We start from the raw sequence: 22,402 nt of genomic DNA on the forward strand, positions 1-22,402 counted from the left end.
ATGCTGATCCCCCGTAGGGTCAAGCACCGCAAGCAGCACCACCCGAAGCGCAACGGTATGTCCAAGGGTGGAACGCAGGTTGCGTTCGGCGAGTATGGCATCCAGGCGCTCACCCCGGCGTATGTGACGAACCGTCAGATCGAGGCCGCTCGTATCGCCATGACGCGTCACATCAAGCGTGGTGGCAAGGTCTGGATCAACATCTACCCGGACCGTCCGCTCACCAAGAAGCCCGCCGAGACCCGCATGGGTTCCGGTAAGGGTTCTCCGGAGTGGTGGATCGCCAACGTCAAGCCCGGACGTGTGATGTTCGAGCTGTCGTACCCCAACGAGAAGATCGCCCGTGAGGCGCTGACTCGTGCGGCCCACAAGCTGCCGATGAAGTGCCGGATCGTCAAGCGCGAGGCAGGTGAAGCGTGATGTCGGCCGGTACCAAGGCGTCCGAGCTGCGCGAGCTGGGCAACGAGGAGCTTCTGGCGAAGCTTCGCGAGGCCAAGGAAGAGCTGTTCAACCTCCGCTTCCAGGCGGCGACCGGTCAGCTCGAGAACCACGGCCGGCTGAAGGCCGTCCGTAAGGACATCGCGCGGATCTACACCCTGATGCGTGAGCGCGAGCTGGGCATCGAGACGGTGGAGAGCGCCTGATGAGTGAGAACAACGTGACTGAGCAGACTGCAGAGGCCCGCGGCTTCCGCAAGACCCGTGAGGGTCTCGTCGTCAGCGACAAGATGGACAAGACCGTCGTCGTCGCCGTCGAGGACCGCGTCAAGCACGCGCTGTACGGCAAGGTCATCCGCCGTACCAACAAGCTCAAGGCGCACGACGAGCAGAACGCCGCGGGTGTCGGCGACCGCGTCCTCCTCATGGAGACCCGGCCGCTGTCCGCGACGAAGCGCTGGCGCGTCGTCGAGATCCTCGAGAAGGCCAAGTAATTTCCTGCGGGGCTAACCCCGCAGGTCAGTTCCGCCAGGCTCCGGGGCCGTTGAAAGACGGCCCCCGGGGAACCGGCAGACGATCAGGAGATAGACGTGATCCAGCAGGAGTCGCGACTGCGTGTCGCCGACAACACTGGTGCGAAGGAGATCCTTTGCATCCGTGTGCTCGGTGGCTCCGGTCGCCGCTACGCGGGCATCGGTGACGTCATCGTCGCCACCGTCAAGGACGCGATCCCCGGTGGCAACGTGAAGAAGGGTGACGTCGTCAAGGCGGTCATCGTTCGCACCGTCAAGGAGCGCCGCCGTCCGGACGGCTCGTACATCCGCTTCGATGAGAACGCCGCCGTCATTCTGAAGAACGACGGCGACCCTCGCGGCACCCGTATCTTCGGCCCCGTCGGCCGTGAGCTGCGCGAGAAGAAGTTCATGAAGATCATCTCGCTCGCGCCGGAGGTGCTGTAAGCATGAAGATCAAGAAGGGCGACCTGGTCCAGGTCATCACCGGCAAGGACAAGGGCAAGCAGGGCAAGGTCATTGCCGCTTACCCGCGCGACGAGCGCGTCCTGGTCGAGGGTGTCAACCGGGTCAAGAAGCACACCAAGGCCGGTCCGACCGCTCGCGGTTCCCAGGCCGGCGGCATCGTGACCACCGAGGCGCCGATCCACGTCTCCAACGTCCAGCTGGTCGTGGAGAAGGACGGTCAGAAGGTCGTCACGCGTGTCGGCTACCGCTTCGACGAAGAGGGCAACAAGATCCGCGTTGCCAAGCGGACGGGTGAGGACATCTGATGGCTACCACCACCACTCCGCGTCTGAAGACGAAGTACCGCGAGGAGATCGCGGGCAAGCTGCGTGAAGAGTTCAAGTACGAGAACGTCATGCAGGTTCCCGGCCTCGTCAAGATCGTGGTCAACATGGGTGTCGGCGACGCCGCCCGTGACTCGAAGCTGATCGAGGGCGCGATCCGCGACCTGACCACCATCACCGGTCAGAAGCCGGCCGTCACCAAGGCCCGCAAGTCCATCGCGCAGTTCAAGCTGCGTGAGGGCCAGCCGATCGGTGCCCACGTCACGCTCCGTGGCGACCGCATGTGGGAGTTCCTGGACCGCACCCTGTCGCTCGCGCTGCCGCGCATCCGCGACTTCCGTGGTCTGTCCCCCAAGCAGTTCGACGGCCGTGGCAACTACACCTTCGGTCTCACCGAGCAGGTCATGTTCCACGAGATCGACCAGGACAAGATCGACCGCGTCCGGGGTATGGACATCACCGTGGTCACCACGGCGACCAACGACGCTGAGGGCCGCGCGCTCCTTCGTCACCTCGGCTTCCCCTTCAAGGAGGCGTGAGCGAGATGGCGAAGAAGGCTCTGATCGCTAAGGCTGCTCGCAAGCCCAAGTTCGGTGTGCGTGGCTACACCCGCTGCCAGCGCTGCGGCCGCCCGCACTCCGTGTACCGCAAGTTCGGCCTGTGCCGCGTGTGCCTTCGTGAGATGGCTCACCGTGGCGAGCTGCCGGGCGTGACCAAGAGCTCCTGGTAATCCCCGTTATTTAGGGATTCCGGAAGCTCTCGGTAAGCATCTGGGTGGACAGGGGCCCGCCCCCGCATGGCTTAGGCTTGTGGGGTTGGGCGCCTGTCACGCCCGTACGACTTACTACGCCGTAGGTCCACCGCGCCGCACCCGTCCCGTCTCGGATCGGGGAGAGGGATGGCGCACCAGGAAACCCCGGCGAGAGAGGCCGAAGGCCAATTCATGACCATGACTGATCCGATCGCAGACATGCTTACGCGTCTGCGGAACGCGAACTCGGCGTACCACGACACCGTGGCGATGCCGCACTCGAAGATCAAGTCGCACATCGCGGAGATCCTCCAGCAGGAGGGCTTCATCACGGGCTGGAAGGTCGAGGACGCCGAGGTCGGCAAGAACCTCGTCCTGGAGCTGAAGTTCGGCCCCAACCGTGAGCGCTCCATCGCGGGCATCAAGCGGATCTCCAAGCCCGGTCTGCGGGTTTACGCGAAGTCCACCAACCTGCCGAAGGTGCTCGGCGGCCTCGGCGTGGCGATCATCTCCACGTCCCACGGGCTCCTCACCGACAAGCAGGCCGGCAAGAAGGGCGTAGGCGGAGAAGTCCTCGCCTACGTCTGGTAGCAGAAGGGAACGGAGGAAACAGCTATGTCGCGCATCGGCAAGCTCCCCATCGCGGTTCCCGCCGGCGTGGACGTCACCATCGACGGCCGTACGGTCAAGGTCAAGGGCCCCAAGGGCGAGCTGACCCACACCGTCTCGGCGCCGATCGAGGTCGCCAAGGGCGAGGACGGCACCCTGCAGGTGACCCGCCCGAACGACGAGCGTCAGAACAAGGCCCTGCACGGCCTGTCCCGCACGCTGGTGGCGAACATGATCACCGGCGTGACCCAGGGTTACGTGAAGAAGCTCGAGATCAGCGGTGTCGGTTACCGCGTGCAGGCCAAGGGCTCGAACCTCGAGTTCGCGCTCGGCTACAGCCACCCGATCCTGGTCGAGGCCCCCGAAGGCATCACCTTCAAGGTCGAGGCGCCCACGCGTTTCTCGGTCGAGGGCATCGACAAGCAGAAGGTCGGCGAGGTTGCGGCGAACATCCGCAAGCTGCGCAAGCCCGACCCGTACAAGGCCAAGGGCGTCAAGTACGAGGGCGAAGTCATCCGCCGCAAGGTCGGAAAGGCGGGTAAGTAAGCCATGGCATACGGGCAGAAGATCCTCAAGGGTGACGCCTACAAGCGTGCTGCCATCAAGCGTCGCCACATCCGGATCCGCAAGAAGGTCTCGGGTACGGCTGAGCGTCCCCGCCTGGTTGTGACCCGCTCCAACCGCCACATCGTGGCCCAGGTGATCGACGACCTCAAGGGTCACACCCTTGCGTCGGCGTCCACCCTGGACACCTCGATCCGTGGTGGCGAGGGCGACAAGTCCGCGCAGGCCAAGCAGGTCGGCGCCCTGGTCGCCGAGCGTGCCAAGGCCGCTGGTGTCGAGGCCGTCGTGTTCGACCGTGGTGGCAACCAGTACGCCGGGCGTATCGCCGCTCTGGCGGACGCCGCCCGCGAGGCCGGGCTCAAGTTCTGAGCCGGTTCCGCTAAACAGACAAGGAAGGTAAGTCCAATGGCTGGACCCCAGCGCCGCGGTGGCGGTGCCGGTGGCGGCGAGCGGCGGGACCGGAAGGGCCGTGACGGCGGCGCTGCTGCCGCCGAGAAGACCGCGTACGTTGAGCGCGTCGTCGCGATCAACCGCGTCGCCAAGGTTGTGAAGGGTGGTCGTCGCTTCAGCTTCACCGCGCTGGTCGTGGTGGGCGACGGTGACGGCACCGTGGGTGTCGGATACGGCAAGGCCAAGGAGGTGCCGGCCGCCATCGCCAAGGGCGTTGAGGAGGCCAAGAAGCACTTCTTCAAGGTCCCCCGGATCCAGGGCACCATCCCGCACCCCATCCAGGGTGAGAAGGCTGCCGGTGTCGTTCTCCTCAAGCCGGCTTCGCCGGGTACCGGTGTGATCGCCGGTGGTCCCGTGCGTGCCGTGCTCGAGTGCGCCGGTATCCACGACGTGCTGTCGAAGTCGCTCGGCTCCGACAACGCGATCAACATCGTGCACGCGACCGTGGAGGCCCTGAAGGGCCTGCAGCGTCCCGAGGAGATCGCGGCCCGCCGTGGTCTGTCGCTCGAGGACGTCGCCCCCGCGGCTCTTCTCCGTGCGCGTGCCGGGGCGGGTGCGTAATCATGGCGCAGCTCAAGATCACGCAGGTCAAGTCCTACATCGGCAGCAAGCAGAACCACCGTGACACCCTGCGGTCGCTTGGTCTCAAGGGGATCAACACCGTGGTCGTCAAGGAGGACCGCCCCGAGTTCCGCGGCATGGTGCACACCGTCCGCCACCTCGTGACGGTCGAGGAGGTCGACTGATCATGGCGGAGCAGAACCCGCTCAAGATCCACAACCTCCGTCCCGCCCCGGGCGCCAAGACCGCCAAGACCCGTGTCGGTCGTGGTGAGGCGTCGAAGGGTAAGACGGCCGGTCGTGGTACCAAGGGTACGAAGGCCCGTTACCAGGTTCCGGAGCGCTTCGAGGGTGGCCAGATGCCCCTCCACATGCGTCTTCCGAAGCTGAAGGGCTTCAAGAACCCGTTCAAGACCGAGTACCAGGTCGTGAACCTCGACAAGCTGGCCGCGCTGTACCCCGAGGGTGGCGAGGTCACCGTCGAGTCGCTGGTGGCCAAGGGCGCCGTTCGCAAGAACAGCCTCGTCAAGGTCCTCGGCCAGGGCGAGATCTCCGTGGCGCTGCAGGTGACGGTCGACGCCGTCTCCGGCTCCGCCAAGGAGAAGATCACCGCCGCCGGCGGCAGCGTCACCGAGCTCGTCTGAACCCATCAGGCGTCTCGATGACTTGAGCGATCCCGACCGGGGATACCCCACAAATGGGGTATCCCCGGTTGGTCGTTCCAAGGGGGGCTGTCTCGCCGGTAAGGTGGCCTGCACTGCCCACTTTTACTGAGTGCTTCTTGTGGGGCACTCTGAGCGGCAGTTGACCGTTAGCTAAGTCGTTCCTATTAGTCGAACCTCAAGACCGTCACCCTTGACGCAGTTGCGCGGGGGTCGCAGGAGGCACCGTGCTCACCGCGTTCGCCCGGGCGTTCAAGACGCCCGACCTGCGCAAGAAGCTGCTCTTCACGCTCGGCATCATCGTCATCTACCGGATCGGTACACACATTCCGATCCCCGGCGTCGACTACAGGGCCGTCCAGATCTGTATCGATCAGGCGGACGCCAACCAGGGCCTCTTCGGTCTGGTCAACATGTTCAGTGGCGGCGCGCTGCTTCAGATCACGATCTTTGCGCTCGGCATCATGCCGTACATCACGGCGAGCATCATCCTGCAGCTGCTGACCGTCGTGATCCCGCGCCTGGAAGCCCTCAAGAAGGAGGGGCAGTCCGGTACGGCGAAGATCACGCAGTACACCCGCTATCTGACCGTGGCGCTCGCCATTCTGCAGGGCACCGGCCTGGTGGCGACCGCCCGCAGCGGCTCGCTGTTCCAGAACTGCTCGGTGGCCGGCCAGATCGTGCCGGACCGCTCGATCTTCACCACCATCACGATGGTCATCACCATGACCGCCGGTACGGCCGTCGTCATGTGGCTCGGTGAGCTCATCACCGACCGCGGCATCGGCAACGGCATGTCGATCCTGATGTTCATCTCGATCGCCGCCACCTTCCCGGCGGCCCTGTGGTCCATCAAGAAGCAGGGCGACCTGGCGGGCGGCTGGATCGAGTTCGGCACCGTCATCGCCGTCGGCCTGTTCATGGTCGGCCTGGTGGTCTTCGTGGAGCAGGCCCAGCGCCGTATTCCGGTGCAGTACGCCAAGCGCATGATCGGCCGCCGTTCCTACGGTGGTACGTCGACGTACATCCCGCTCAAGGTGAACCAGGCGGGTGTGATTCCCGTCATCTTCGCCTCGTCGCTGCTCTACATTCCGGCGCTGATCGTGCAGTTCTCCAACTCCCCGGATTCCGGGTGGGCGACCTGGATCACACGGAACCTGGCGGACACGGCGGCGCCGGTTCACATCACTCTCTACTTCTTCCTGATTGTCTTCTTCGCGTTCTTCTACGTGGCCATCTCGTTCAACCCCGAGGAAGTCGCGGACAACATGAAGAAGTATGGTGGCTTCATCCCGGGCATCCGGGCTGGCCGACCGACCGCTGAGTACCTTTCCTATGTGCTCAACCGGATCACCTGGCCGGGTTCGCTGTATCTGGGGCTGATCGCTCTCGTACCGACGATGGCGTTGGCAGGGTTTGGGGCAAACTCGAACTTCCCGTTCGGCGGGACCAGCATCCTGATCATCGTGGGTGTCGGTCTCGAGACCGTGAAGCAGATCGAGAGCCAGCTTCAGCAGCGCAATTACGAAGGGTTCCTCCGCTGATGCGAATCGTCCTCGTCGGGCCGCCGGGTGCCGGAAAGGGAACGCAGGCCGCGTTCCTGGCCAAGAACCTGTCGATCCCGCACATCTCCACGGGCGACCTGTTCCGCGCCAACATCAGCCAGCAGACGGAGCTCGGGAAGCTCGCGAAGTCCTACATGGACGCGGGCAACCTGGTGCCGGACGAGGTCACCATCGGGATGGCCAAGGACCGCATGGAGCAGCCGGACGCCGAGGGTGGCTTCCTGCTGGACGGCTTTCCGCGCAATGTGTCCCAGGCCGAGGCGCTCGACGAGATGCTCCAGTCCGAGAGCATGAAGCTGGACGCGGTGCTGGATCTCGAGGTCCCCGAGGAAGAGGTCGTCAAGCGGATCGCCGGGCGGCGGATCTGCCGCAAGGACTCCAGCCACGTCTTCCACGTGACGTACAGCCGGCCGAAGAAGGAAGGCGTCTGTGACGTCTGCGGCGGCGAGCTGTACCAGCGGGACGACGACTCGGAGGAGACCGTCCGCAAGCGGCTGGAGGTCTACCACACGCAGACCGAGCCGATCATCGACTACTACAAGGCGCAGGGACTGGTGGTCACCATCTCCGCGCTGGGCAAGGTCGAAGAGGTCACGGCACGCGCCATGGAGGCGCTTCAGCGTGGCGAGGACGGCAAGTAGGAGCGTTCACAGCGCGTATGTAGCTCAGGCCGCGGTTCCCGGTGAGGGGGCCGCGGCTGCTGCGTGGGGTGGGGTGTGCCGACTCCACCCTTATGGTTGAAGCAGTCGTCTCTGTCCCACCCGTCCGTCCCGCCCGTCTGTCCAGCCCGTCCCTCCAGCCCGAGAAAGGCGCCCGTCCCTATGGTGCAGATCAAGTCCCCCGAGCAGATCGCCAAGATGCGTGAGGCGGGGCTGGTCGTCGCCGCCATTCACGCGGCCACGCGTGAGGCCGCGGTGCCCGGGGCCAGCACCAAGGATCTGGACGAGGTCGCCCGCAAGGTGCTCGCGGAGCACGGCGCCAAGTCGAACTTCCTCGGCTACGGCGGGTTCCCCGCGACGATCTGCACCTCCGTGAACGACGTCGTCGTCCACGGCATCCCGTCCGAGGACGTGGTCCTCAAGGACGGCGACATCATCTCCATCGACTGCGGCGCGATCATCGACGGCTGGCACGGCGACGCCGCCTACACCGCCTTCGTGGGCTCCGGTCACGCCCCGGAGCTGATCGAGCTCTCCCGGGTGACCGAGGAGTCGATGTGGGCGGGTATCGCGGCGATGAAGCAGGGCAATCGGCTGGTCGATGTGTCGCGGGCCATCGAGACGTACATCCGCCGGCAGCCGAAGCCCGGTGGCGGCAAGTACGGGATCATCGAGGACTACGGCGGCCACGGCATCGGCACCGAGATGCATATGGATCCGCACCTGCTGAACTACGTCGACCGGCGGCGGGGGAAGGGGCCGAAGCTGGTCCCCGGTTTCTGCCTCGCGATCGAGCCGATGGTTTCGCTCGGCACGCCGAAGACCGAGGTCCTCTCGGACGACTGGACGGTCATCACCACGGACGGCACGTGGTCGTCGCACTGGGAGCACTCGGTGGCGTTGACCGAGGAGGGGCCGCTGGTGCTCACGTCTCCCGACGGGGGTAAGGCGAAGTTGGCTGAGCACGGGATTGTCGCTGCGCCGGATCCGTTGGCCTGATTGGCCTGAGTGCGCCTTCTGGGGAGGGTGGCGCTGCCGGCTGGCGGCTGCGGGTGCGTGGGGGCTTGTCGCGCAGTTCCCCGCGCCCCTTTGGGGCGCTTAACGATCTGTCCTCTGGGGCAGGATCTCTCGATTCGTCTTTCCGGATGCGCTGACGTAGACTGACTCGTCGGCTCTAGTGCACCCGCATGCCTGCATGCGCCCGTAAGGGAAAAGTGCATGGGTCGATCAAGGTAGTCGATTCCGAAGGGCGAAGCGTGGCCAAGAAGCAAGGTGCCATCGAGATCGAGGGCACTGTCGTCGAGTCTCTGCCGAACGCCATGTTCAAGGTCGAGCTCCAGAACGGCCACCAGGTCCTGGCACACATCAGCGGCAAGATGCGTATGCACTACATCCGCATCCTCCCTGACGACCGGGTCGTGGTGGAGCTGTCTCCGTACGACCTGACGCGTGGCCGGATCGTCTACCGGTACAAGTAGATCTTGCCCGCGCCCCGGCCTCGCCGGGGTGATGGCACTGACCCGGAGAACCTCACCCAATGAAGGTCAAGCCGAGCGTCAAGAAGATCTGCGACAAGTGCAGGGTGATCCGCCGTCACGGTCGGGTCATGGTCATCTGCGAGAACCCGCGCCACAAGCAGCGCCAGGGCTGACGCACGACCAACCCCTCTGCACCTCTATCGCAGAGTTTTCGCGCGACGCGAGCTGAATATGTTCATACGCAGGACCCAGACGGACGAGCGTCCGCCTGACACCCCCGGTTCGGAGGCCGGGGACCCAGTTCGTACCTGGTACGGCGGCTGGGAGTCGGTTCTGCGGAAGACCTCCGAAGATCACCAGGAGCCATTGAATGGCACGCGTTTCCGGTGTTGACATCCCGCGCGACAAGCGCGTGGAGGTCGCCCTCACCTACGTGTTCGGCATCGGCCGGACCCTTTCGCAGCAGACGCTGGCTGCCACCGGCGTCGACCCGAACACCCGCGTTCGCGACCTCTCCGAGGAGCAGCTCGTCGCGATCCGCGAGTACGTCGACAACAACATCAGGACCGAGGGTGACCTCCGTCGTGAGATCCAGGCCGACATCCGCCGCAAGGTCGAGATCGGTTGCTACCAGGGTCTGCGTCACCGTCGCGGTCTGCCCGTCCGCGGTCAGCGCACCAGCACCAACGCTCGTACCCGCAAGGGCCCGCGTCGCGCCATCGCCGGCAAGAAGAAGCCGGGCAAGAAGTAGTCCGCAGCGGACACCTGTCCACGGTCTTCGCTGTAGGACCGACCACCTCCCGTAGGAGTTAGTAGATGCCCCCCAAGGGACGTCAGGGCGCTGCCAAGAAGGTGCGCCGCAAGGAAAAGAAGAACGTCGCTCACGGCCACGCGCACATCAAGAGCACGTTCAACAACACGATCGTCTCCATCACGGACCCGTCCGGCAACGTGATCTCCTGGGCCTCCGCCGGCCACGTCGGCTTCAAGGGCTCCCGGAAGTCCACGCCGTTCGCCGCGCAGATGGCCGCCGAGTCGGCTGCCCGCCGCGCCCAGGAGCACGGCATGCGCAAGGTCGACGTGTTCGTGAAGGGTCCGGGTTCGGGTCGTGAGACCGCGATCCGCTCGCTTCAGGCGACCGGTCTCGAGGTCGGCTCCATCCAGGACGTCACCCCGACCCCGCACAACGGCTGCCGTCCGCCGAAGCGTCGTCGCGTCTGACGCACGGCCGGTAGGTTTCAGGATTTCGGGCGGTACGGCTCCGTATACGGGCCGTATCGCCCGTACCCTTGCAGTACCCGCACTTCTCACAGGTGCGGTTTCCGTCGGACGTCAAATAGCGGGCGTCCACGAAAGAAGGATCTGATCCACACATGCTGATCGCTCAGCGTCCCTCGTTGACCGAAGAGGTCGTCGACGAGTTCCGCTCCCGGTTCGTGATCGAGCCGCTGGAGCCGGGCTTCGGCTACACCCTCGGCAACTCCCTCCGCCGCACCCTCCTGTCGTCGATCCCCGGCGCTGCTGTCACCAGCATCCGCATCGACGGTGTCCTGCACGAGTTCACCACCGTGCCGGGCGTCAAGGAGGACGTCACCGACCTGATCCTCAACATCAAGCAGCTGGTCGTCTCCTCGGAGCACGACGAGCCGGTCGTGATGTACCTGCGCAAGCAGGGCCCGGGTCTGGTCACCGCCGCCGACATCGCGCCCCCGGCCGGTGTCGAGGTGCACAACCCCGACCTCGTCCTCGCCACGCTCAACGGCAAGGGCAAGCTGGAGATGGAGCTCACGGTCGAGCGTGGCCGGGGTTACGTCTCCGCCGTGCAGAACAAGCAGGTGGGCCAGGAGATCGGCCGTATCCCGGTCGACTCCATCTACTCGCCGGTGCTGAAGGTCACGTACAAGGTCGAGGCCACGCGTGTCGAGCAGCGCACCGACTTCGACAAGCTGATCGTCGACGTCGAGACCAAGCAGGCGATGCGTCCGCGTGACGCCATGGCCTCCGCCGGTAAGACCCTGGTCGAGCTGTTCGGTCTCGCCCGCGAGCTGAACATCGACGCCGAGGGCATCGACATGGGTCCGTCCCCGACGGACGCCGCGCTCGCCGCCGATCTCGCCCTGCCGATCGAGGAGCTCGAGCTCACCGTTCGGTCGTACAACTGCCTCAAGCGTGAGGGAATCCACTCCGTGGGTGAGCTCGTGGCTCGTTCCGAGGCCGACCTGCTCGACATTCGTAACTTCGGTGCGAAGTCGATCGACGAGGTCAAGGCGAAGCTGGCCGGCATGGGCCTGGCCCTGAAGGACAGCCCGCCTGGATTCGACCCGACCGCCGCCGCGGATGCCTTCGGCGCCGACGACGACGCGGACGCCGGGTTCGTCGAGACCGAGCAGTACTAAGAGCTCGGGCCAGACGGTCCGTATTCGGGTGCGGGCGCGCTGTGCTTGATCGCGCAGTTCCCCGCGCCCCTTCCGGGAGCGCCCCTTCGGGGCTGCTCCCGGATCTCCGACAGGCGACCGCCTGCTCGGATACTGACCCCGGTACCTGATACGGCCGGGGCAGACACACAGGAGAAGAACCATGCCGAAGCCCACCAAGGGTGCCCGTCTGGGCGGCAGCGCCGCGCACGAGAAGCTGCTCCTCGCGAACCTCGCGAAGGCGCTCTTCGAGCACGGCCGTATCACCACCACCGAGGCGAAGGCCCGCCGTCTGCGGCCGTACGCCGAGCGTCTGGTCACCAAGGCGAAGAAGGGCGACCTTCACAACCGCCGTCAGGTGCTCCAGGTCATCACGGACAAGAGCGTCGTCCACACGCTCTTCACCGAGATCGGCCCGCGGTACGAGAACCGTCCGGGTGGCTACACCCGTATCACCAAGATCGGTAACCGCCGTGGCGACAACGCGCCCATGGCTGTCATCGAGCTGGTCGAGGCGCTGACGGTTGCGCAGGAGGCCACGGGTGAGGCCGAGGCCGCCACCAAGCGTGCCGCCAAGGACGCCGAGGTTGCCGAGGCCAAGGTCGACACGACCAAGGCCGACGAGGCCGCTGAGGCTCCCGCCGAGGAGTCGAAGGACGCCTAAGCGTCTGCCGGGTGGCTGCGTCGTGCGGCTGCGGCATCGTCGTGGCTTGTCGCGCAGTTCCCCGCGCCCCTTGAGGGCGTTCGCGGGCCCGTTCCCTTTCGGGGGGCGGGCCCGCTTTCGTGTACCTGAGAGGATCTCTACGTGAGTGATGAAGTAGCACCTGGTTACGTTCGTATCCGCCTCGATCTGTCCTATGACGGCTCCGCGTTCCATGGGTGGGCCAAGCAGGCCGGCGGTAAGCGGACCGTGCAGGGGGAGATCGAGGACGCGTTGCGGACCGTCACGCGGTCCGGGAGCACCACGTATGAGTTGACCGTGGCCGGGCGTACCGATGCCGGGGTGCATGCGCGGGGGCAGGTCGCGCATGTCGATCTGCCGGAGGCGGTCTGGCGGGAGCACCACGAGAAGTTGCTCAAGCGGCTTGCCGGGCGGTTGCCCAAGGATGTGCGGGTGTGGGCGCTCAGGGAGGCGCCCAGTGGGTTCAATGCCCGGTTCTCGGCGGTCTGGCGGCGGTACGCGTATCGCGTCACCGACAATCCCGGCGGTGTCGACCCGCTGCTGCGCAATCACGTCCTGTGGCACGACTGGCCCCTCGATGTCGACGCCATGAACGAGGCGGCGCGAGGGCTGCTCGGGGAGCATGACTTCGCCGCCTACTGCAAGAAGCGGGAGGGGGCCACCACGATTCGTACGCTGCAGGAACTGAGCCTGGTGCGGGGGGACGACGGGATCATCACGGCCACCGTGCGGGCCGACGCCTTCTGTCACAACATGGTGCGGTCGCTCATCGGGGCGCTGCTGTTCGTGGGGGACGGGCACCGGCCCGCCGACTGGCCCGGCAAGGTGCTCGCCGCCGGGGTCAGGGACTCCGCCGTGCATGTCGTACGGCCGCATGGGCTGACGCTCGAAGAGGTCGGGTATCCCGCCGACGAGTTGCTCGCCGCGCGGAACAAGGAGGCGCGAAACCGGCGGTCTCTGCCCGGGACGTCCGGATGCGAAACCTGTTAGTTACCCGACATTTGGCAGTAGATAGCGCTCATGTCGGGACTTACCGGGCGTAAGTCTGTTGTTGCCCCTTACGACCTCCTTACCTCTCGTATAGCCTTTCGTCGCTCGACCACTGGTTCGAGCCGCTCGGCCATTGTTCGAAGAATCGACAGTTCGACATGGGGAAGGCCGAGCTGAGGGTGGGGGTATCAACGGGCCGTTTCCGGGCCCGGGGGTGGGTTTGGCATGAGTTCAGTTGGTCCTGCGCGGACTGGGGGGCGCCGTGCCGCGCGTCAGAACAGCGGTGGCGGGCGGCGGAAGACGGGACGCGGTGACGGCGCTCCACTGGGGCTGCTGCCGCTGCCGCCGACGGACAAGGAGAAGTACTCCTACGCGCGCCGGCATCTGTGGATCCTGACGATCAGCTCGCTGATCAGTTTCTGCTGCTTGGTGGTGAGCCAGTCCAAGCTGGCCCAGGCGGAGCCGGTGCTGTGGATCTACGCGCCGCTCCTGGCCTTCACGGTCGTCTACTACCTCATCTCGCTGCGCGTGAACGGGTTCAGCCGGGACTTCGACATCGGCCACCACAAGCGGCTGGTGCACAACTGGCGGCCCGAGGTCCATCCGTCCGTCGATGTCTTCCTGCCCGTGTGCGGGGAGCCCATCGAGGTGCTGCACAACACGTGGCGGCATGTGCGGGAGATGGCGGACCGGTATCCGGGCGTCTGCGTTCCGTTCGTGCTCGACGACGGCGCCAGCCCCGAACTGGCCGCCATGGCCCGGGACTTCGGGTTCCGTTACGGCACCCGGGAGAATCGCGGCTGGTTCAAGAAGGCCGGCAATCTCCACTTCGGCTTCGGACAGTCGGACGGCAAGTACATCCTCATCCTCGACGCCGACTTCACCCCACGCGCCGACCTCCTCGAGGAACTGCTCCCCTACATGGAGGCGGACGACCGCATCGGAATCGTCCAGTCCCCGCAGTACTTCCGTGTCCTCGACTCGCAGAACTGGATCGAGCGGGGCGCGGGAGCGGTGCAGGAGCTGTTCTACCGGTCCGTGCAGGTCTCGCGGCAGAACAGCGACGGCGCCATCTGCGTCGGTTCCTGCGCCCTCTACCGGCGCGCGGCCCTGGAGACCAACGGCGGTACGACGCTCATCGAGCACTCCGAGGACGTGCACACCGGTTTCGACCTGCGCGGGCTCGGCTGGGACCTGAAGTACGTGCCGATCGCGCTGTCCACGGGGGTGTGCCCGGACACGGCCGGCGCCTTCTTCAACCAGCAGTACCGCTGGTGCTCGGGCTCGATGTCGCTGCTCGGCAGCAAGAAGTTCTGGGACGCGCCGATCCGGTTCTCCAGCCGGCTCTGCTACATGTCCGGGTTCTTCTACTACATCCACACGGCGCTGTTCACCTTCGTGGCGCCGCTGGTCCCCATCATGCTGCTGCTCACCAGCCCGGAGATGCTCCAGGTCAAGCACCTGGTGTGGGTGCTGCCCAGCATCATCTACACGACCGTGATCTTCCCGATGTGGCACAAGTCGCCGTACCGCCTGGAGGCCTGGTCGGCACGGCTGATGTACGGCTGGGCGCATGTCTTCGCCATCTGGGACATCCTGCGCAAGCAGCGCATGGGCTGGCAGCCGACCGGTTCCAAGGGCGCGAAGAAGAACAAGACCCGCCGGTTCTGGCTGGGGATGTGGATCTGGAGCGGTGGCACCGCCGTGATCTGGGTCGGCGGCGCCGTGTACCGGCTCTTCACCGGCTATCCGCCGGACTTCGCCCTCGTCCTGTCGTCCGGGTTGTTCTACGCGCTGGTCGTCGCCCGCGCGCTGATCCAGCCCAAGGAGCACCACTCCGTAGGTGAGCCCGCATGATCCGCAAGTCTCTCCTCCCGCTGGCCGTGGCGCTGATGTCCCTGGTGGGGGTCTCCGGCTGCGGAGTGTTCGGCCAGGACGAGGACCCCGCCGCCGCGGCCGCGCGCGAGCCCGCCGCCGAGCCGTCCGGCACCGGCGCGGCGAAGCACGAGCTGCCGTACGACGTGAAGCCGCTGCTGCACCCGGAGAAGGATTACTTCGGGGTCGCTCTGGACGGTGCGCCGACCTCCATGAAGCCGGTGGACTCCTTCGCGAAGACCGTCGGCAAGAAGCCGAACATGGTCGGTTCCTACTCGGCGTGGGGCGACGGATTCAACGCGGAGGGCGCGCAGAACGTCTTCGACGCGGGTGGGCTGCTCTATGTGTCCTGGGAGCCGTTCGAGCCGAGCGTGGCCAGGATCGCGGACGGGTCGCAGGACGCGTACATCAAGAAGTACGCCAAGAGCGTCCGCGACACGAACGTGCCGGTCGCGATCAGCTTCGGGCACGAGATGAACGGCCACTGGTACCCGTGGGGGACCAAGGACACCACCGCGGAGGCATTCGTCGAGGCGTGGCGGCACATCCACGGCCTCTTCCAGGAGGTGGGCGCCACCAACGTCATCTGGGTGTGGAGCCCCAACATCGTCAATCCGGTGCCCGACGTGAAGCTGAAGTCGTACTGGCCCGGTGACGCGTACGTCGACTGGATCGGCATCGTCGGCTATTGGGCGGCGACGGGCGCCCACACCTGGGACACCCTGTACGGGCCGACCCGCCGGCAGGTCGCGGAGTTCACCGACAAGCCCGTGCTGATCAGCGAGACCTCGGCGCAGCCGGGAGAGCGGCGGCGGGCCGACGTGCGCCAGCTGCTCGGCGGGGTCGAGGCGGACGACGACGTCATCGGCTTCCTCTGGTTCAACATCCCCAAGCGGGCCGACTGGCGCATCCAGAGCAGCCCCCTCGCCCTGGCCGAGTTCAAGCGCCTGATCGCGAGCGACGCCTTCGGATTCGAGGTACCGCGGTCATGAGCACGCATCAGCAGGGCGGCGGCTGGTACGAGTCGGGCCGGCCGCAGGCCGTCCCCGGTGGGGAAACGTATCCGCAGCAGGACTGGTACCAGCAGTACCCGCCGTACAGCGAGCAACAGCAGACCTACGACCGACAGCACGTCCATGACGGTCAGCAGGTGCACGGCGGGCAGGTGTACGGCGGTCACCAACAGGTGTACGGCGGCCACGTCCACGGCGGTCCGCAGCACGCGTACGGCCGTCAGCGGCCCGCGTACGAGGAGGAGGACGCCGACGCCGAGTACTACGTACCGCCGTACACCGTCCTCGAACCCGAGCCGGAGCCCGAGCCGGGCTATGTGCTGCCCGAGGTACCGGTGTCGGCCTGGTCGGTCGATAACAGCCGCTCGGCGTGGATCAGCCGGGGCATCCTGCTGCTGATCCTGCTGGTGCAGGCGATGCTGTCGTACCGGCTCGACGGGAGCGCGTTCGCCCAGGAGGCGGAGTTCCTGACGGGCGACGGCCGGGTCCCGGCGCTGCTGGCGGACCTGGGGCTGGCCGGTGCCCGGACGCTGAGCCTGGTGTGGGCGCTGGGCGCGACGGCGCTGCTGTTCGGCGCGACCAGGCTGCTGTTCAACGCGCGGGCGGGTCTGGCGGCGGCCGCGATGTACTCCGTCCTGGAGTCGACCGCCTTCACCGGGCGCTACGCCTCCCTGCACTCGCTGTCGCTGTTCCTGCTCGCCGCGGCCCTGTGGCTGCTGGCCAGGACCCGCCAGTCGAGCCCCGCCGCCGTCCTGGTGGCGGTGCCCTTCGCGGCGGCGGCGCCCTTCGCCGCGTACTCGGCGGCGCTGTACCTGCCGACGCTGACCGTGCTCGCGGTGCTGACCGCCTACCGTTTCCGCGGGGCCGGCGCTCTGGCGCGGGGCGCGCTGTTCGCGGCGGCGACCGGATCCCTGTGCTTCGTGGGCGTATGGCTCGACGGCACGCCGGACGGCTGGAACGCGCGCGGCGCCGAGAGCGCGCCGGAACTGCTGAAGCAGAGTGCCGAGTGGGGCGGGGTCGTCCTGCTCGTGGCCGTGGTCGGAGCCGTCGGCTACGCCCGGCGCGCCCGGATGGGCGAGATGCCGTGGGCCGAGGGCTCGGCACCGGGCACCGTACGCCGGTCCGCCCTGGGCCTCACGATGTGCGCCACCGCCCTGCTCGCCCCGCTCTACCAGGCCTGGCTCGGCAACGGCAGCTCGCTGTACATCCACGTCGGCTTCGGACTGCTCTTCGCGGTGCCGATGGCGGGCCTGGGCATCTCCCGGATGATGGGCGCCCACATCAAGTACCCGCAGATCGGCATCATGGTCTACGTCGCCGCGCTGGTCATCGGCATGGCCCAGTCGCGCGAGCTGTACCGGCCGCCGGACTCGGCCGGCATGATCGGCGCGCTGCGCGAGACCGTGACCGAGAAGGGCGCCGAGGGCAGCTATCTGACGGACGACCCCGAGATCTCCGCGTACTACCTGCGCGCGCGGACCGAGCCCGGCCAGTGGCATCGGGCGGAGCGGGGCGCCGCTCTCGCCGCCGCGGTCGGGAAGGGCTCCTACGACGCGATCGCGCTGCGCACCGCCTCCGTGCCCGAGGTCCTGCGCAACTCCGAGCACTACCGCCTGCTGGCCGTGCTGCGGCCGACCGACAAGGACGGCGACGCCGACGGGCAGGCGCCGTACCGGATCTGGGTGAAGCGATGACGGCGTACACACCACCGGTCGACGAGACCCAGGTCCCCGCCACGGCTGAGGGCGGCCGCGCGAGCCGTCGCAGGGCGGCCGCGGCGCCGGGTGGCAGCGGCGGCAAGGCCTCGGCCCTGCTCGTCTTCGCGCTGCCCGCGCTGGCCACGCTCGCCTGCGTGCTGCCCGGCCTGGGCGACCGCCAGCTCTGGCGCGACGAGCACGCCACCTGGTGGGCCTCCACGCTGTCGTACCACGACCTGATGCGGCTCATCGAGAGCATCGACGTCGTCTTCACGCCGTACTACGCGCTCATGCACCTGTGGATCCTGGTGGCCGGCGACTCGCCCGCCGCGCTGCGGCTGCCGGGTGCGGTGGCCATGGCGGTCTCGGCCGGTCTGGTCGGACTCGTCGGGCGCCGGATGTTCGGCGTGCGGACCGGGCTGCTCGCCGGGCTGCTGTTCGCGGTGGTCCCCGCGATCACTCGGTACGGACAGGAGGCGCGGCCCTACGCCTTCGCGACGATGTTCGCGCTGCTCGCCACGCTGTTGCTGCTGCGCGCCCTGGACCGGCCGAGCCTCAAGGTGTGGACGCTGTACGCCCTGGCGGTCGCGGCGACCGGTTTCGGCCACCTGGTCGCGATGTCCGTCATCGCCGGGCACCTGATCCTCGTCGTGCTGGCGAAGCGGCGGGGCGACCGCATCGTGCACTACGCCTTCGCCGGTGCGGCACTGCTCGGTCTGTCGATCACGTTCCCGATGGTGTTGCAGGGGTCGGGGCAGAGCGGGCAGATCGCCTGGAACACCACCACCACCCAGGACCTGATCGACTATCCGCAGGAACTGTTCGGATCGTGGCTCACCGGCGGGGCCGTCATGGGCCTCGGCGTGCTCGGGCTGCTCGTGGCCGGCCGCCACGCGCTGCTGCTGGCCGCCTGGGCCGTGCTGCCGCCGGTGCTGACCTTCGTGACCGCCGACCAGCTCCACCTCTTCCTGCCGCGCTACCTCCTCTTCACCATCCCCGCGTGGACGCTGCTGGCGGCCGCCGCGGTCACCCGGCTCGCCGGGCGGCTCGACCCCGAGGCCCGTCGCGGCGTCGCGGCCAGGGCGTTCGGCGGGCTGCTGGTGGTGGCGGCCGCGGCCGGGTACGCCTTCGTGGCACTGCCGGCGATCGGTGACGCCAAGAAGGACCTGGACGAAGAGCCGGACTACGCGGCCGCCGCGCGGACGATCGTGGCCGGTGAGAAGACCGGCGACGGGATCGTCTTCAACGGCGGTCTGTCGGAACGCCGGGCCATGGCGTACGAACTGCGGGACCACGAGGCTCCCCAGGACGTGCTGATGGAGTTCACACCGCAGCAGAACGGCACCTACGGCGCCACCGAGTGCCGTAAGCCGGCGCGCTGTCTGGCGGACGTCGACCGGCTCTGGCTGGTCTCGACGATCCGCGACGGCAAGCCGTTGCTCACCGGCATGAACGAGAAGACGGCCGCGATCATCGACAAGGACTTCAAGGCCGCCCGCACGGTGCAGCTGCACCGTGTCACCGTGCAGGTGCTGGAACGCAAGTAGCGGCCGATTCGAGAATGAGAAGGAGGCCGCGCACCATGCGGCTCACCGTCATCGGCACCGGCTACCTCGGTGCCACCCACGCCGCCTGCATGGCGGAGCTCGGCCACGAGGTGCTCGGCGTCGACGTCGACCCGGACAAGGTCGCCGCGCTGCAGCACGGCCGCGTGCCGTTCCACGAGCCCGGCCTGTCGGAGCTGATCGCCCGGCACACGGCGAGCGGGCGACTGCGCTTCACCACCTCCTACGAGGAGGCCGGGGCCTTCGGCGACGTGCACTTCGTGTGCGTCGGAACGCCACAGCGGAGGGACTCCGAGGGCGCCGATCTGACGTACGTGGACTCCGCCTTCGCGGCGATCGCGGCGCACTCCGCGCCGGACGCGCTGCTGGTCGGGAAGTCGACCGTGCCGGTGGGGACGGCGGGGCGGCTCGCGACGGCGCATGCCGGTGTCGAGGTCGCCTGGAACCCGGAGTTCCTGCGCGAGGGCTTCGCGGTCGAGGACACGCTGCGGCCGGACCGGCTGGTGTTCGGGGTGCGGTCGAAGCGGGCCGAAACGATTCTGCGCACCGTGTACGCGCCCGTCCTCGCTGCCGGCACCCCGCTCGTCACCGCCGACTTTCCGACCGCGGAACTGGTCAAGACGGCCGCCAACGCCTTCCTCGCCACCAAGATCTCCTTCATCAACGCGATGGCGGAGGTCTGCGAGGCCGCGGGCGGCGACGTCGGCGTGCTCGCCGAGGCGATCGGGTACGACGACCGGATCGGCCGTAAGTTCCTGCGGGCCGGCGTCGGCTTCGGCGGCGGCTGCCTGCCCAAGGACATCCGCGCCTTTGCGCACCGCGCCGACGAACTGGGCGTCTCGCTGGCCTTCCTGCGCGAGGTCGACGCGATCAACATGCGCCGCCGCGACAAGGTTGTCGAACTGGCCCGCGAGATGTGCGGGGGAGACGTACTGGGCGCCCGGATCGCCGTGCTCGGTGCCGCCTTCAAGCCGGACTCCGACGACATCCGTGACTCTCCGGCGCTCAACGTCGCCGCGCGGCTGCGCCTCGACGGCGCCGACGTCACGGTCTACGACCCCGAGGCGATGGACAACGCCCGCAAGGCCTTCCCGCTCCTCGGCTACGCGCTGTCGGCCGAGGAGGCACTGCAACGCGCCGATCTCGTGCTGCATCTGACCGAGTGGCAGCAGTTCCGGGAGATCGACCCGGAGCGAGCCCGGTCGCTGGTTTCCCGTCCGCGGATCGTGGACGGGCGGGGGGTGCTCGACGCGGACCGATGGACCGCGGCGGGCTGGCGTTTCCGGGCGCTGGGAAGGCCCGCGCCCGTTGGGGAGGGACCCCGGTAGGGGCTCCCAAGGGGAGGGAAAGAGAAAGGCATGACGGAACGCGACAGCCACCACAGACACCCGGGCGTACCGGTCACCGTGGTGATGCCGACGTACAACGAGGCCGCGAACCTGCCGCGGATGGCCGAGCTGGTGCTCGGGCTGCCGGTCGACGGGCTGCATCTGAAGATCGTCGACGACTCCAGCCCGGACGGCACCGGGCGGCTCGCGGAGGAGCTGGCCGAGAAGTACAACTGGGACGGCCGGCGCCGGATGAGCGTGCTGCACCGCACCGAGAAGGATGGTCTGGGGCGGGCGTACGTCGCGGGCATGAGCGCCGCGCTGGAGGAGGGCGCCGCCTACGTCGTCCAGATGGACGCCGACGGCAGCCACCCGGCGGAGGCGGTGCCGCGGATGCTGGGGACCGCGGTGGCCTCGGGGGTGGGCCTGGTCGTCGGCAGCAGGTATGTCGAGGGCGGCTCGCTCGACGAGGACTGGGGCATGCACCGCGTCCTGCTGTCCCGGTTCGCCAACCGTTACGCCCGGACCGTGCTCGGCACCAAGATCCGGGACATCACGGCCGGCTTCAACCTGTGGTCGGCGGCGACCCTCCGGGACATCGACCTGGCCACCCTGGACAGCGCGGGCTACAGCTTCCAGGTCGAGCTGAAGTACAAGGCCGTACGGGCCGGGCACAGCGCGGTGGAGATCCCGATCCGTTTCGAGGAGCGGACCGAGGGTGTGTCGAAGATGACGCTGAAGACGCAGTTGGAGTCGGCGGTCGTGCCGATCCGGCTGCGCCTGAAGCACAGGTGAGCCTGGGCCTGAGGTACGGGTGAGTCTGGGCCTGAGGCACCGGTGAGCCTGCGGGCGGCGGTCGACTGCTCGTCGGCCGCCGCTACTCCTCGGCCGCGCTACTCGTTGGCCGCCGCCGAGGCCTGCGCCGCGCCCCGCTTGTAGATCTGATCCCGTGTGAAGCTCTTCAGGTTCTCGCTGACCTCGAAGACGCTCGTGTCCTTCTTCGTCACGTTCGTGCCGTTGGTGAAGCCGTTGATGGTGAAGTAGGCGTAACGGCCGTAGGCGTTGACGGTCGAGAGGCAGACGGCGGACGTGCAGTGGTCCTTGACGCCCTGGCCGGAGAGCGACCTGATGATGTCCGTCTTGGTGTTGACCGTGCCCGCCACCTTGGTGGCCTGCGCCGCGGTGTCGAAGACGGCCACGCCGATCGTCGCCGCGATGCCGTCCTTCACGTACGAGACGCGCAGGAAGCGGGTGCAGCCGTTGTCCGTGAGGATCTTCGGAAGCTTGCCCTTGGTGACCGCGGAGCAGTTCTTCGTGTCGTCCGTCGGGCCCTTCTTGTACACCGTGTCGCCCGCCGTCAGCTGCTTGCCCGGGAAGAGGATCTGCGCGCCGAGCGGGGCGGTGTCCTTGCCCTTGCTGGAGATGAAGTCCATCGGATCCAGCGGCGGCGGAGCGCTCGTCGACTCGAACGACGGGGCCGCGCCGGTGGTCTGGCCCGGCAGGTCCGCGGTCGCGGGGAGCCCGGAAGCCGGTTGGTTCGAGCCGGAGTTGTCGTTCGCCGACACCACGGCCACGGCGACGGCGGTACCGATCGCGACGGTGGCGAGCGCGCCGCCGCCGATGAACAGCAGCCGGCGCCGCTTGTTGCGCGACTCGGAGGCCTCGGCGAGCGCTGCCCAGTCAGGGGTTTGGTCGGCGCCGCTGTTCCACGGCTGCTGGGAATGCGGTTTCCAGGGATCCCACTGGGACTGGGACCCCCCCTGCTGCCCGTAGCTCATGGGGCGCATCTTAGACGGGGTC

General features: G+C 67.5%; 30 protein-coding genes. 29 read left to right on the forward strand and 1 reads right to left on the reverse strand.

The window, feature by feature from the left end:
- From rplP to ACQEV2_RS25470, 29 genes are all read left to right on the forward strand, one after another.
- Window positions 1–420, forward strand: a complete 420-nt coding sequence (gene rplP, locus ACQEV2_RS25330) for a 50S ribosomal protein L16 (RefSeq protein ID WP_009190136.1) — start codon at window positions 1–3, stop codon at window positions 418–420.
- Window positions 420–644, forward strand: a complete 225-nt coding sequence (rpmC, locus tag ACQEV2_RS25335; RefSeq protein ID WP_003974259.1) for a 50S ribosomal protein L29 — start codon at window positions 420–422, stop codon at window positions 642–644. Before rplP ends, rpmC begins: the two co-directional genes overlap by 1 nt.
- On the forward strand, window positions 644–931 hold the full coding sequence (gene rpsQ / locus ACQEV2_RS25340) for a 30S ribosomal protein S17 (RefSeq protein WP_009327090.1): 288 nt from the start codon (window positions 644–646) through the stop codon (window positions 929–931). Before rpmC ends, rpsQ begins: the two co-directional genes overlap by 1 nt.
- 96 nt (window positions 932–1,027) lie before the next feature.
- Complete coding sequence (gene rplN / locus ACQEV2_RS25345) at window positions 1,028–1,396, forward strand: 50S ribosomal protein L14 (RefSeq protein WP_003998823.1); 369 nt, start codon at window positions 1,028–1,030, stop codon at window positions 1,394–1,396.
- A gap of 2 nt (window positions 1,397–1,398) precedes the next feature.
- Entirely contained in the window at window positions 1,399–1,722 is a 324-nt protein-coding gene (rplX, locus tag ACQEV2_RS25350) for a 50S ribosomal protein L24 (protein ID WP_433045758.1), read from the forward strand.
- Window positions 1,722–2,279, forward strand: coding sequence for a 50S ribosomal protein L5 (gene rplE, locus ACQEV2_RS25355; RefSeq protein ID WP_433045761.1), 558 nt, complete (start codon window positions 1,722–1,724; stop codon window positions 2,277–2,279). The genes rplX and rplE overlap by 1 nt, the downstream gene beginning before the upstream one ends.
- A 5-nt stretch (window positions 2,280–2,284) precedes the next feature.
- Window positions 2,285–2,470: a type Z 30S ribosomal protein S14 gene (locus tag ACQEV2_RS25360; protein ID WP_003948630.1), complete on the forward strand. Its 186-nt coding sequence runs from the start codon at window positions 2,285–2,287 to the stop codon at window positions 2,468–2,470.
- A gap of 213 nt (window positions 2,471–2,683) precedes the next feature.
- Window positions 2,684–3,082, forward strand: a complete 399-nt coding sequence (rpsH, locus tag ACQEV2_RS25365; protein WP_015658459.1) for a 30S ribosomal protein S8 — start codon at window positions 2,684–2,686, stop codon at window positions 3,080–3,082.
- Between the two features lie 24 nt (window positions 3,083–3,106).
- Entirely contained in the window at window positions 3,107–3,646 is a 540-nt protein-coding gene (rplF, locus tag ACQEV2_RS25370) for a 50S ribosomal protein L6 (protein ID WP_433045764.1), read from the forward strand.
- A 3-nt stretch (window positions 3,647–3,649) separates the two neighbouring features.
- Window positions 3,650–4,033: a 50S ribosomal protein L18 gene (rplR, locus tag ACQEV2_RS25375; RefSeq protein ID WP_208777378.1), complete on the forward strand. Its 384-nt coding sequence runs from the start codon at window positions 3,650–3,652 to the stop codon at window positions 4,031–4,033.
- Between the two features lie 36 nt (window positions 4,034–4,069).
- Window positions 4,070–4,675, forward strand: coding sequence for a 30S ribosomal protein S5 (gene rpsE, locus ACQEV2_RS25380; RefSeq protein WP_433045768.1), 606 nt, complete (start codon window positions 4,070–4,072; stop codon window positions 4,673–4,675).
- Window positions 4,676–4,677: 2 nt separating this feature from the next.
- The gene (rpmD, locus tag ACQEV2_RS25385) at window positions 4,678–4,860 is read left to right on the forward strand and encodes a 50S ribosomal protein L30 (protein WP_003998814.1); all 183 of its coding nucleotides are present in this window, start codon (window positions 4,678–4,680) and stop codon (window positions 4,858–4,860) included.
- A gap of 2 nt (window positions 4,861–4,862) precedes the next feature.
- Window positions 4,863–5,318, forward strand: coding sequence for a 50S ribosomal protein L15 (gene rplO / locus ACQEV2_RS25390; protein WP_003998813.1), 456 nt, complete (start codon window positions 4,863–4,865; stop codon window positions 5,316–5,318).
- A 245-nt stretch (window positions 5,319–5,563) separates the two neighbouring features.
- Window positions 5,564–6,880: a preprotein translocase subunit SecY gene (gene secY / locus ACQEV2_RS25395; protein WP_433045773.1), complete on the forward strand. Its 1,317-nt coding sequence runs from the start codon at window positions 5,564–5,566 to the stop codon at window positions 6,878–6,880.
- Window positions 6,880–7,542 carry an adenylate kinase gene (locus ACQEV2_RS25400; RefSeq protein ID WP_433045776.1) on the forward strand — a complete coding sequence of 221 codons (663 nt, stop codon included), beginning with the start codon at window positions 6,880–6,882 and terminating at the stop codon, window positions 7,540–7,542. The genes secY and ACQEV2_RS25400 overlap by 1 nt, the downstream gene beginning before the upstream one ends.
- A 180-nt stretch (window positions 7,543–7,722) precedes the next feature.
- Complete coding sequence (map, locus tag ACQEV2_RS25405) at window positions 7,723–8,559, forward strand: type I methionyl aminopeptidase (RefSeq protein WP_433045779.1); 837 nt, start codon at window positions 7,723–7,725, stop codon at window positions 8,557–8,559.
- Window positions 8,560–8,816: 257 nt separating this feature from the next.
- Entirely contained in the window at window positions 8,817–9,038 is a 222-nt protein-coding gene (infA, locus tag ACQEV2_RS25410; protein WP_003948620.1) for a translation initiation factor IF-1, read from the forward strand.
- Between the two features lie 59 nt (window positions 9,039–9,097).
- On the forward strand, window positions 9,098–9,211 hold the full coding sequence (gene rpmJ, locus ACQEV2_RS25415) for a 50S ribosomal protein L36 (protein WP_003998809.1): 114 nt from the start codon (window positions 9,098–9,100) through the stop codon (window positions 9,209–9,211).
- A 197-nt stretch (window positions 9,212–9,408) separates the two neighbouring features.
- Window positions 9,409–9,789, forward strand: a complete 381-nt coding sequence (gene rpsM, locus ACQEV2_RS25420; protein WP_019753104.1) for a 30S ribosomal protein S13 — start codon at window positions 9,409–9,411, stop codon at window positions 9,787–9,789.
- Between the two features lie 65 nt (window positions 9,790–9,854).
- On the forward strand, window positions 9,855–10,259 hold the full coding sequence (gene rpsK / locus ACQEV2_RS25425; RefSeq protein ID WP_003956432.1) for a 30S ribosomal protein S11: 405 nt from the start codon (window positions 9,855–9,857) through the stop codon (window positions 10,257–10,259).
- Window positions 10,260–10,411: 152 nt separating this feature from the next.
- Window positions 10,412–11,434 carry a DNA-directed RNA polymerase subunit alpha gene (locus ACQEV2_RS25430; protein ID WP_003966937.1) on the forward strand — a complete coding sequence of 341 codons (1,023 nt, stop codon included), beginning with the start codon at window positions 10,412–10,414 and terminating at the stop codon, window positions 11,432–11,434.
- A 181-nt stretch (window positions 11,435–11,615) separates the two neighbouring features.
- The gene (rplQ, locus tag ACQEV2_RS25435; RefSeq protein WP_433045783.1) at window positions 11,616–12,116 is read left to right on the forward strand and encodes a 50S ribosomal protein L17; all 501 of its coding nucleotides are present in this window, start codon (window positions 11,616–11,618) and stop codon (window positions 12,114–12,116) included.
- 141 nt (window positions 12,117–12,257) lie between these two features.
- Complete coding sequence (truA, locus tag ACQEV2_RS25440) at window positions 12,258–13,124, forward strand: tRNA pseudouridine(38-40) synthase TruA (protein ID WP_433045786.1); 867 nt, start codon at window positions 12,258–12,260, stop codon at window positions 13,122–13,124.
- 429 nt (window positions 13,125–13,553) lie between these two features.
- Window positions 13,554–14,981, forward strand: coding sequence for a glycosyltransferase family 2 protein (locus ACQEV2_RS25445; RefSeq protein ID WP_433054750.1), 1,428 nt, complete (start codon window positions 13,554–13,556; stop codon window positions 14,979–14,981).
- On the forward strand, window positions 14,978–15,991 hold the full coding sequence (locus ACQEV2_RS25450; RefSeq protein ID WP_433045789.1) for a glycoside hydrolase family 26 protein: 1,014 nt from the start codon (window positions 14,978–14,980) through the stop codon (window positions 15,989–15,991). The genes ACQEV2_RS25445 and ACQEV2_RS25450 overlap by 4 nt, the downstream gene beginning before the upstream one ends.
- Window positions 15,988–17,706, forward strand: coding sequence for a hypothetical protein (locus tag ACQEV2_RS25455; protein ID WP_433045792.1), 1,719 nt, complete (start codon window positions 15,988–15,990; stop codon window positions 17,704–17,706). The genes ACQEV2_RS25450 and ACQEV2_RS25455 overlap by 4 nt, the downstream gene beginning before the upstream one ends.
- Window positions 17,703–19,256 (forward strand): glycosyltransferase family 39 protein, encoded by a 1,554-nt coding sequence (locus ACQEV2_RS25460; RefSeq protein WP_433045795.1) that lies wholly within the window; start codon window positions 17,703–17,705, stop codon window positions 19,254–19,256. Before ACQEV2_RS25455 ends, ACQEV2_RS25460 begins: the two co-directional genes overlap by 4 nt.
- Window positions 19,257–19,291: 35 nt before the next feature.
- Window positions 19,292–20,602 (forward strand): UDP-glucose dehydrogenase family protein, encoded by a 1,311-nt coding sequence (locus tag ACQEV2_RS25465; protein ID WP_433045798.1) that lies wholly within the window; start codon window positions 19,292–19,294, stop codon window positions 20,600–20,602.
- Window positions 20,603–20,632: 30 nt separating this feature from the next.
- The gene (locus ACQEV2_RS25470; protein WP_433045801.1) at window positions 20,633–21,397 is read left to right on the forward strand and encodes a polyprenol monophosphomannose synthase; all 765 of its coding nucleotides are present in this window, start codon (window positions 20,633–20,635) and stop codon (window positions 21,395–21,397) included.
- A gap of 98 nt (window positions 21,398–21,495) precedes the next feature.
- On the opposite strand, the gene ACQEV2_RS25475 is transcribed toward ACQEV2_RS25470, so the two are convergent.
- Window positions 21,496–22,380: a hypothetical protein gene (locus tag ACQEV2_RS25475; protein WP_433045804.1), complete on the reverse strand. Its 885-nt coding sequence runs from the start codon at window positions 22,378–22,380 to the stop codon at window positions 21,496–21,498.
- Between the last annotated feature and the right edge of the window lie 22 nt (window positions 22,381–22,402).

Origin of the sequence: Streptomyces sp. CA-251387, from assembly GCF_050936625.1 — a bacterium.
Lineage (GTDB): Bacteria > Actinomycetota > Actinomycetes > Streptomycetales > Streptomycetaceae > Streptomyces.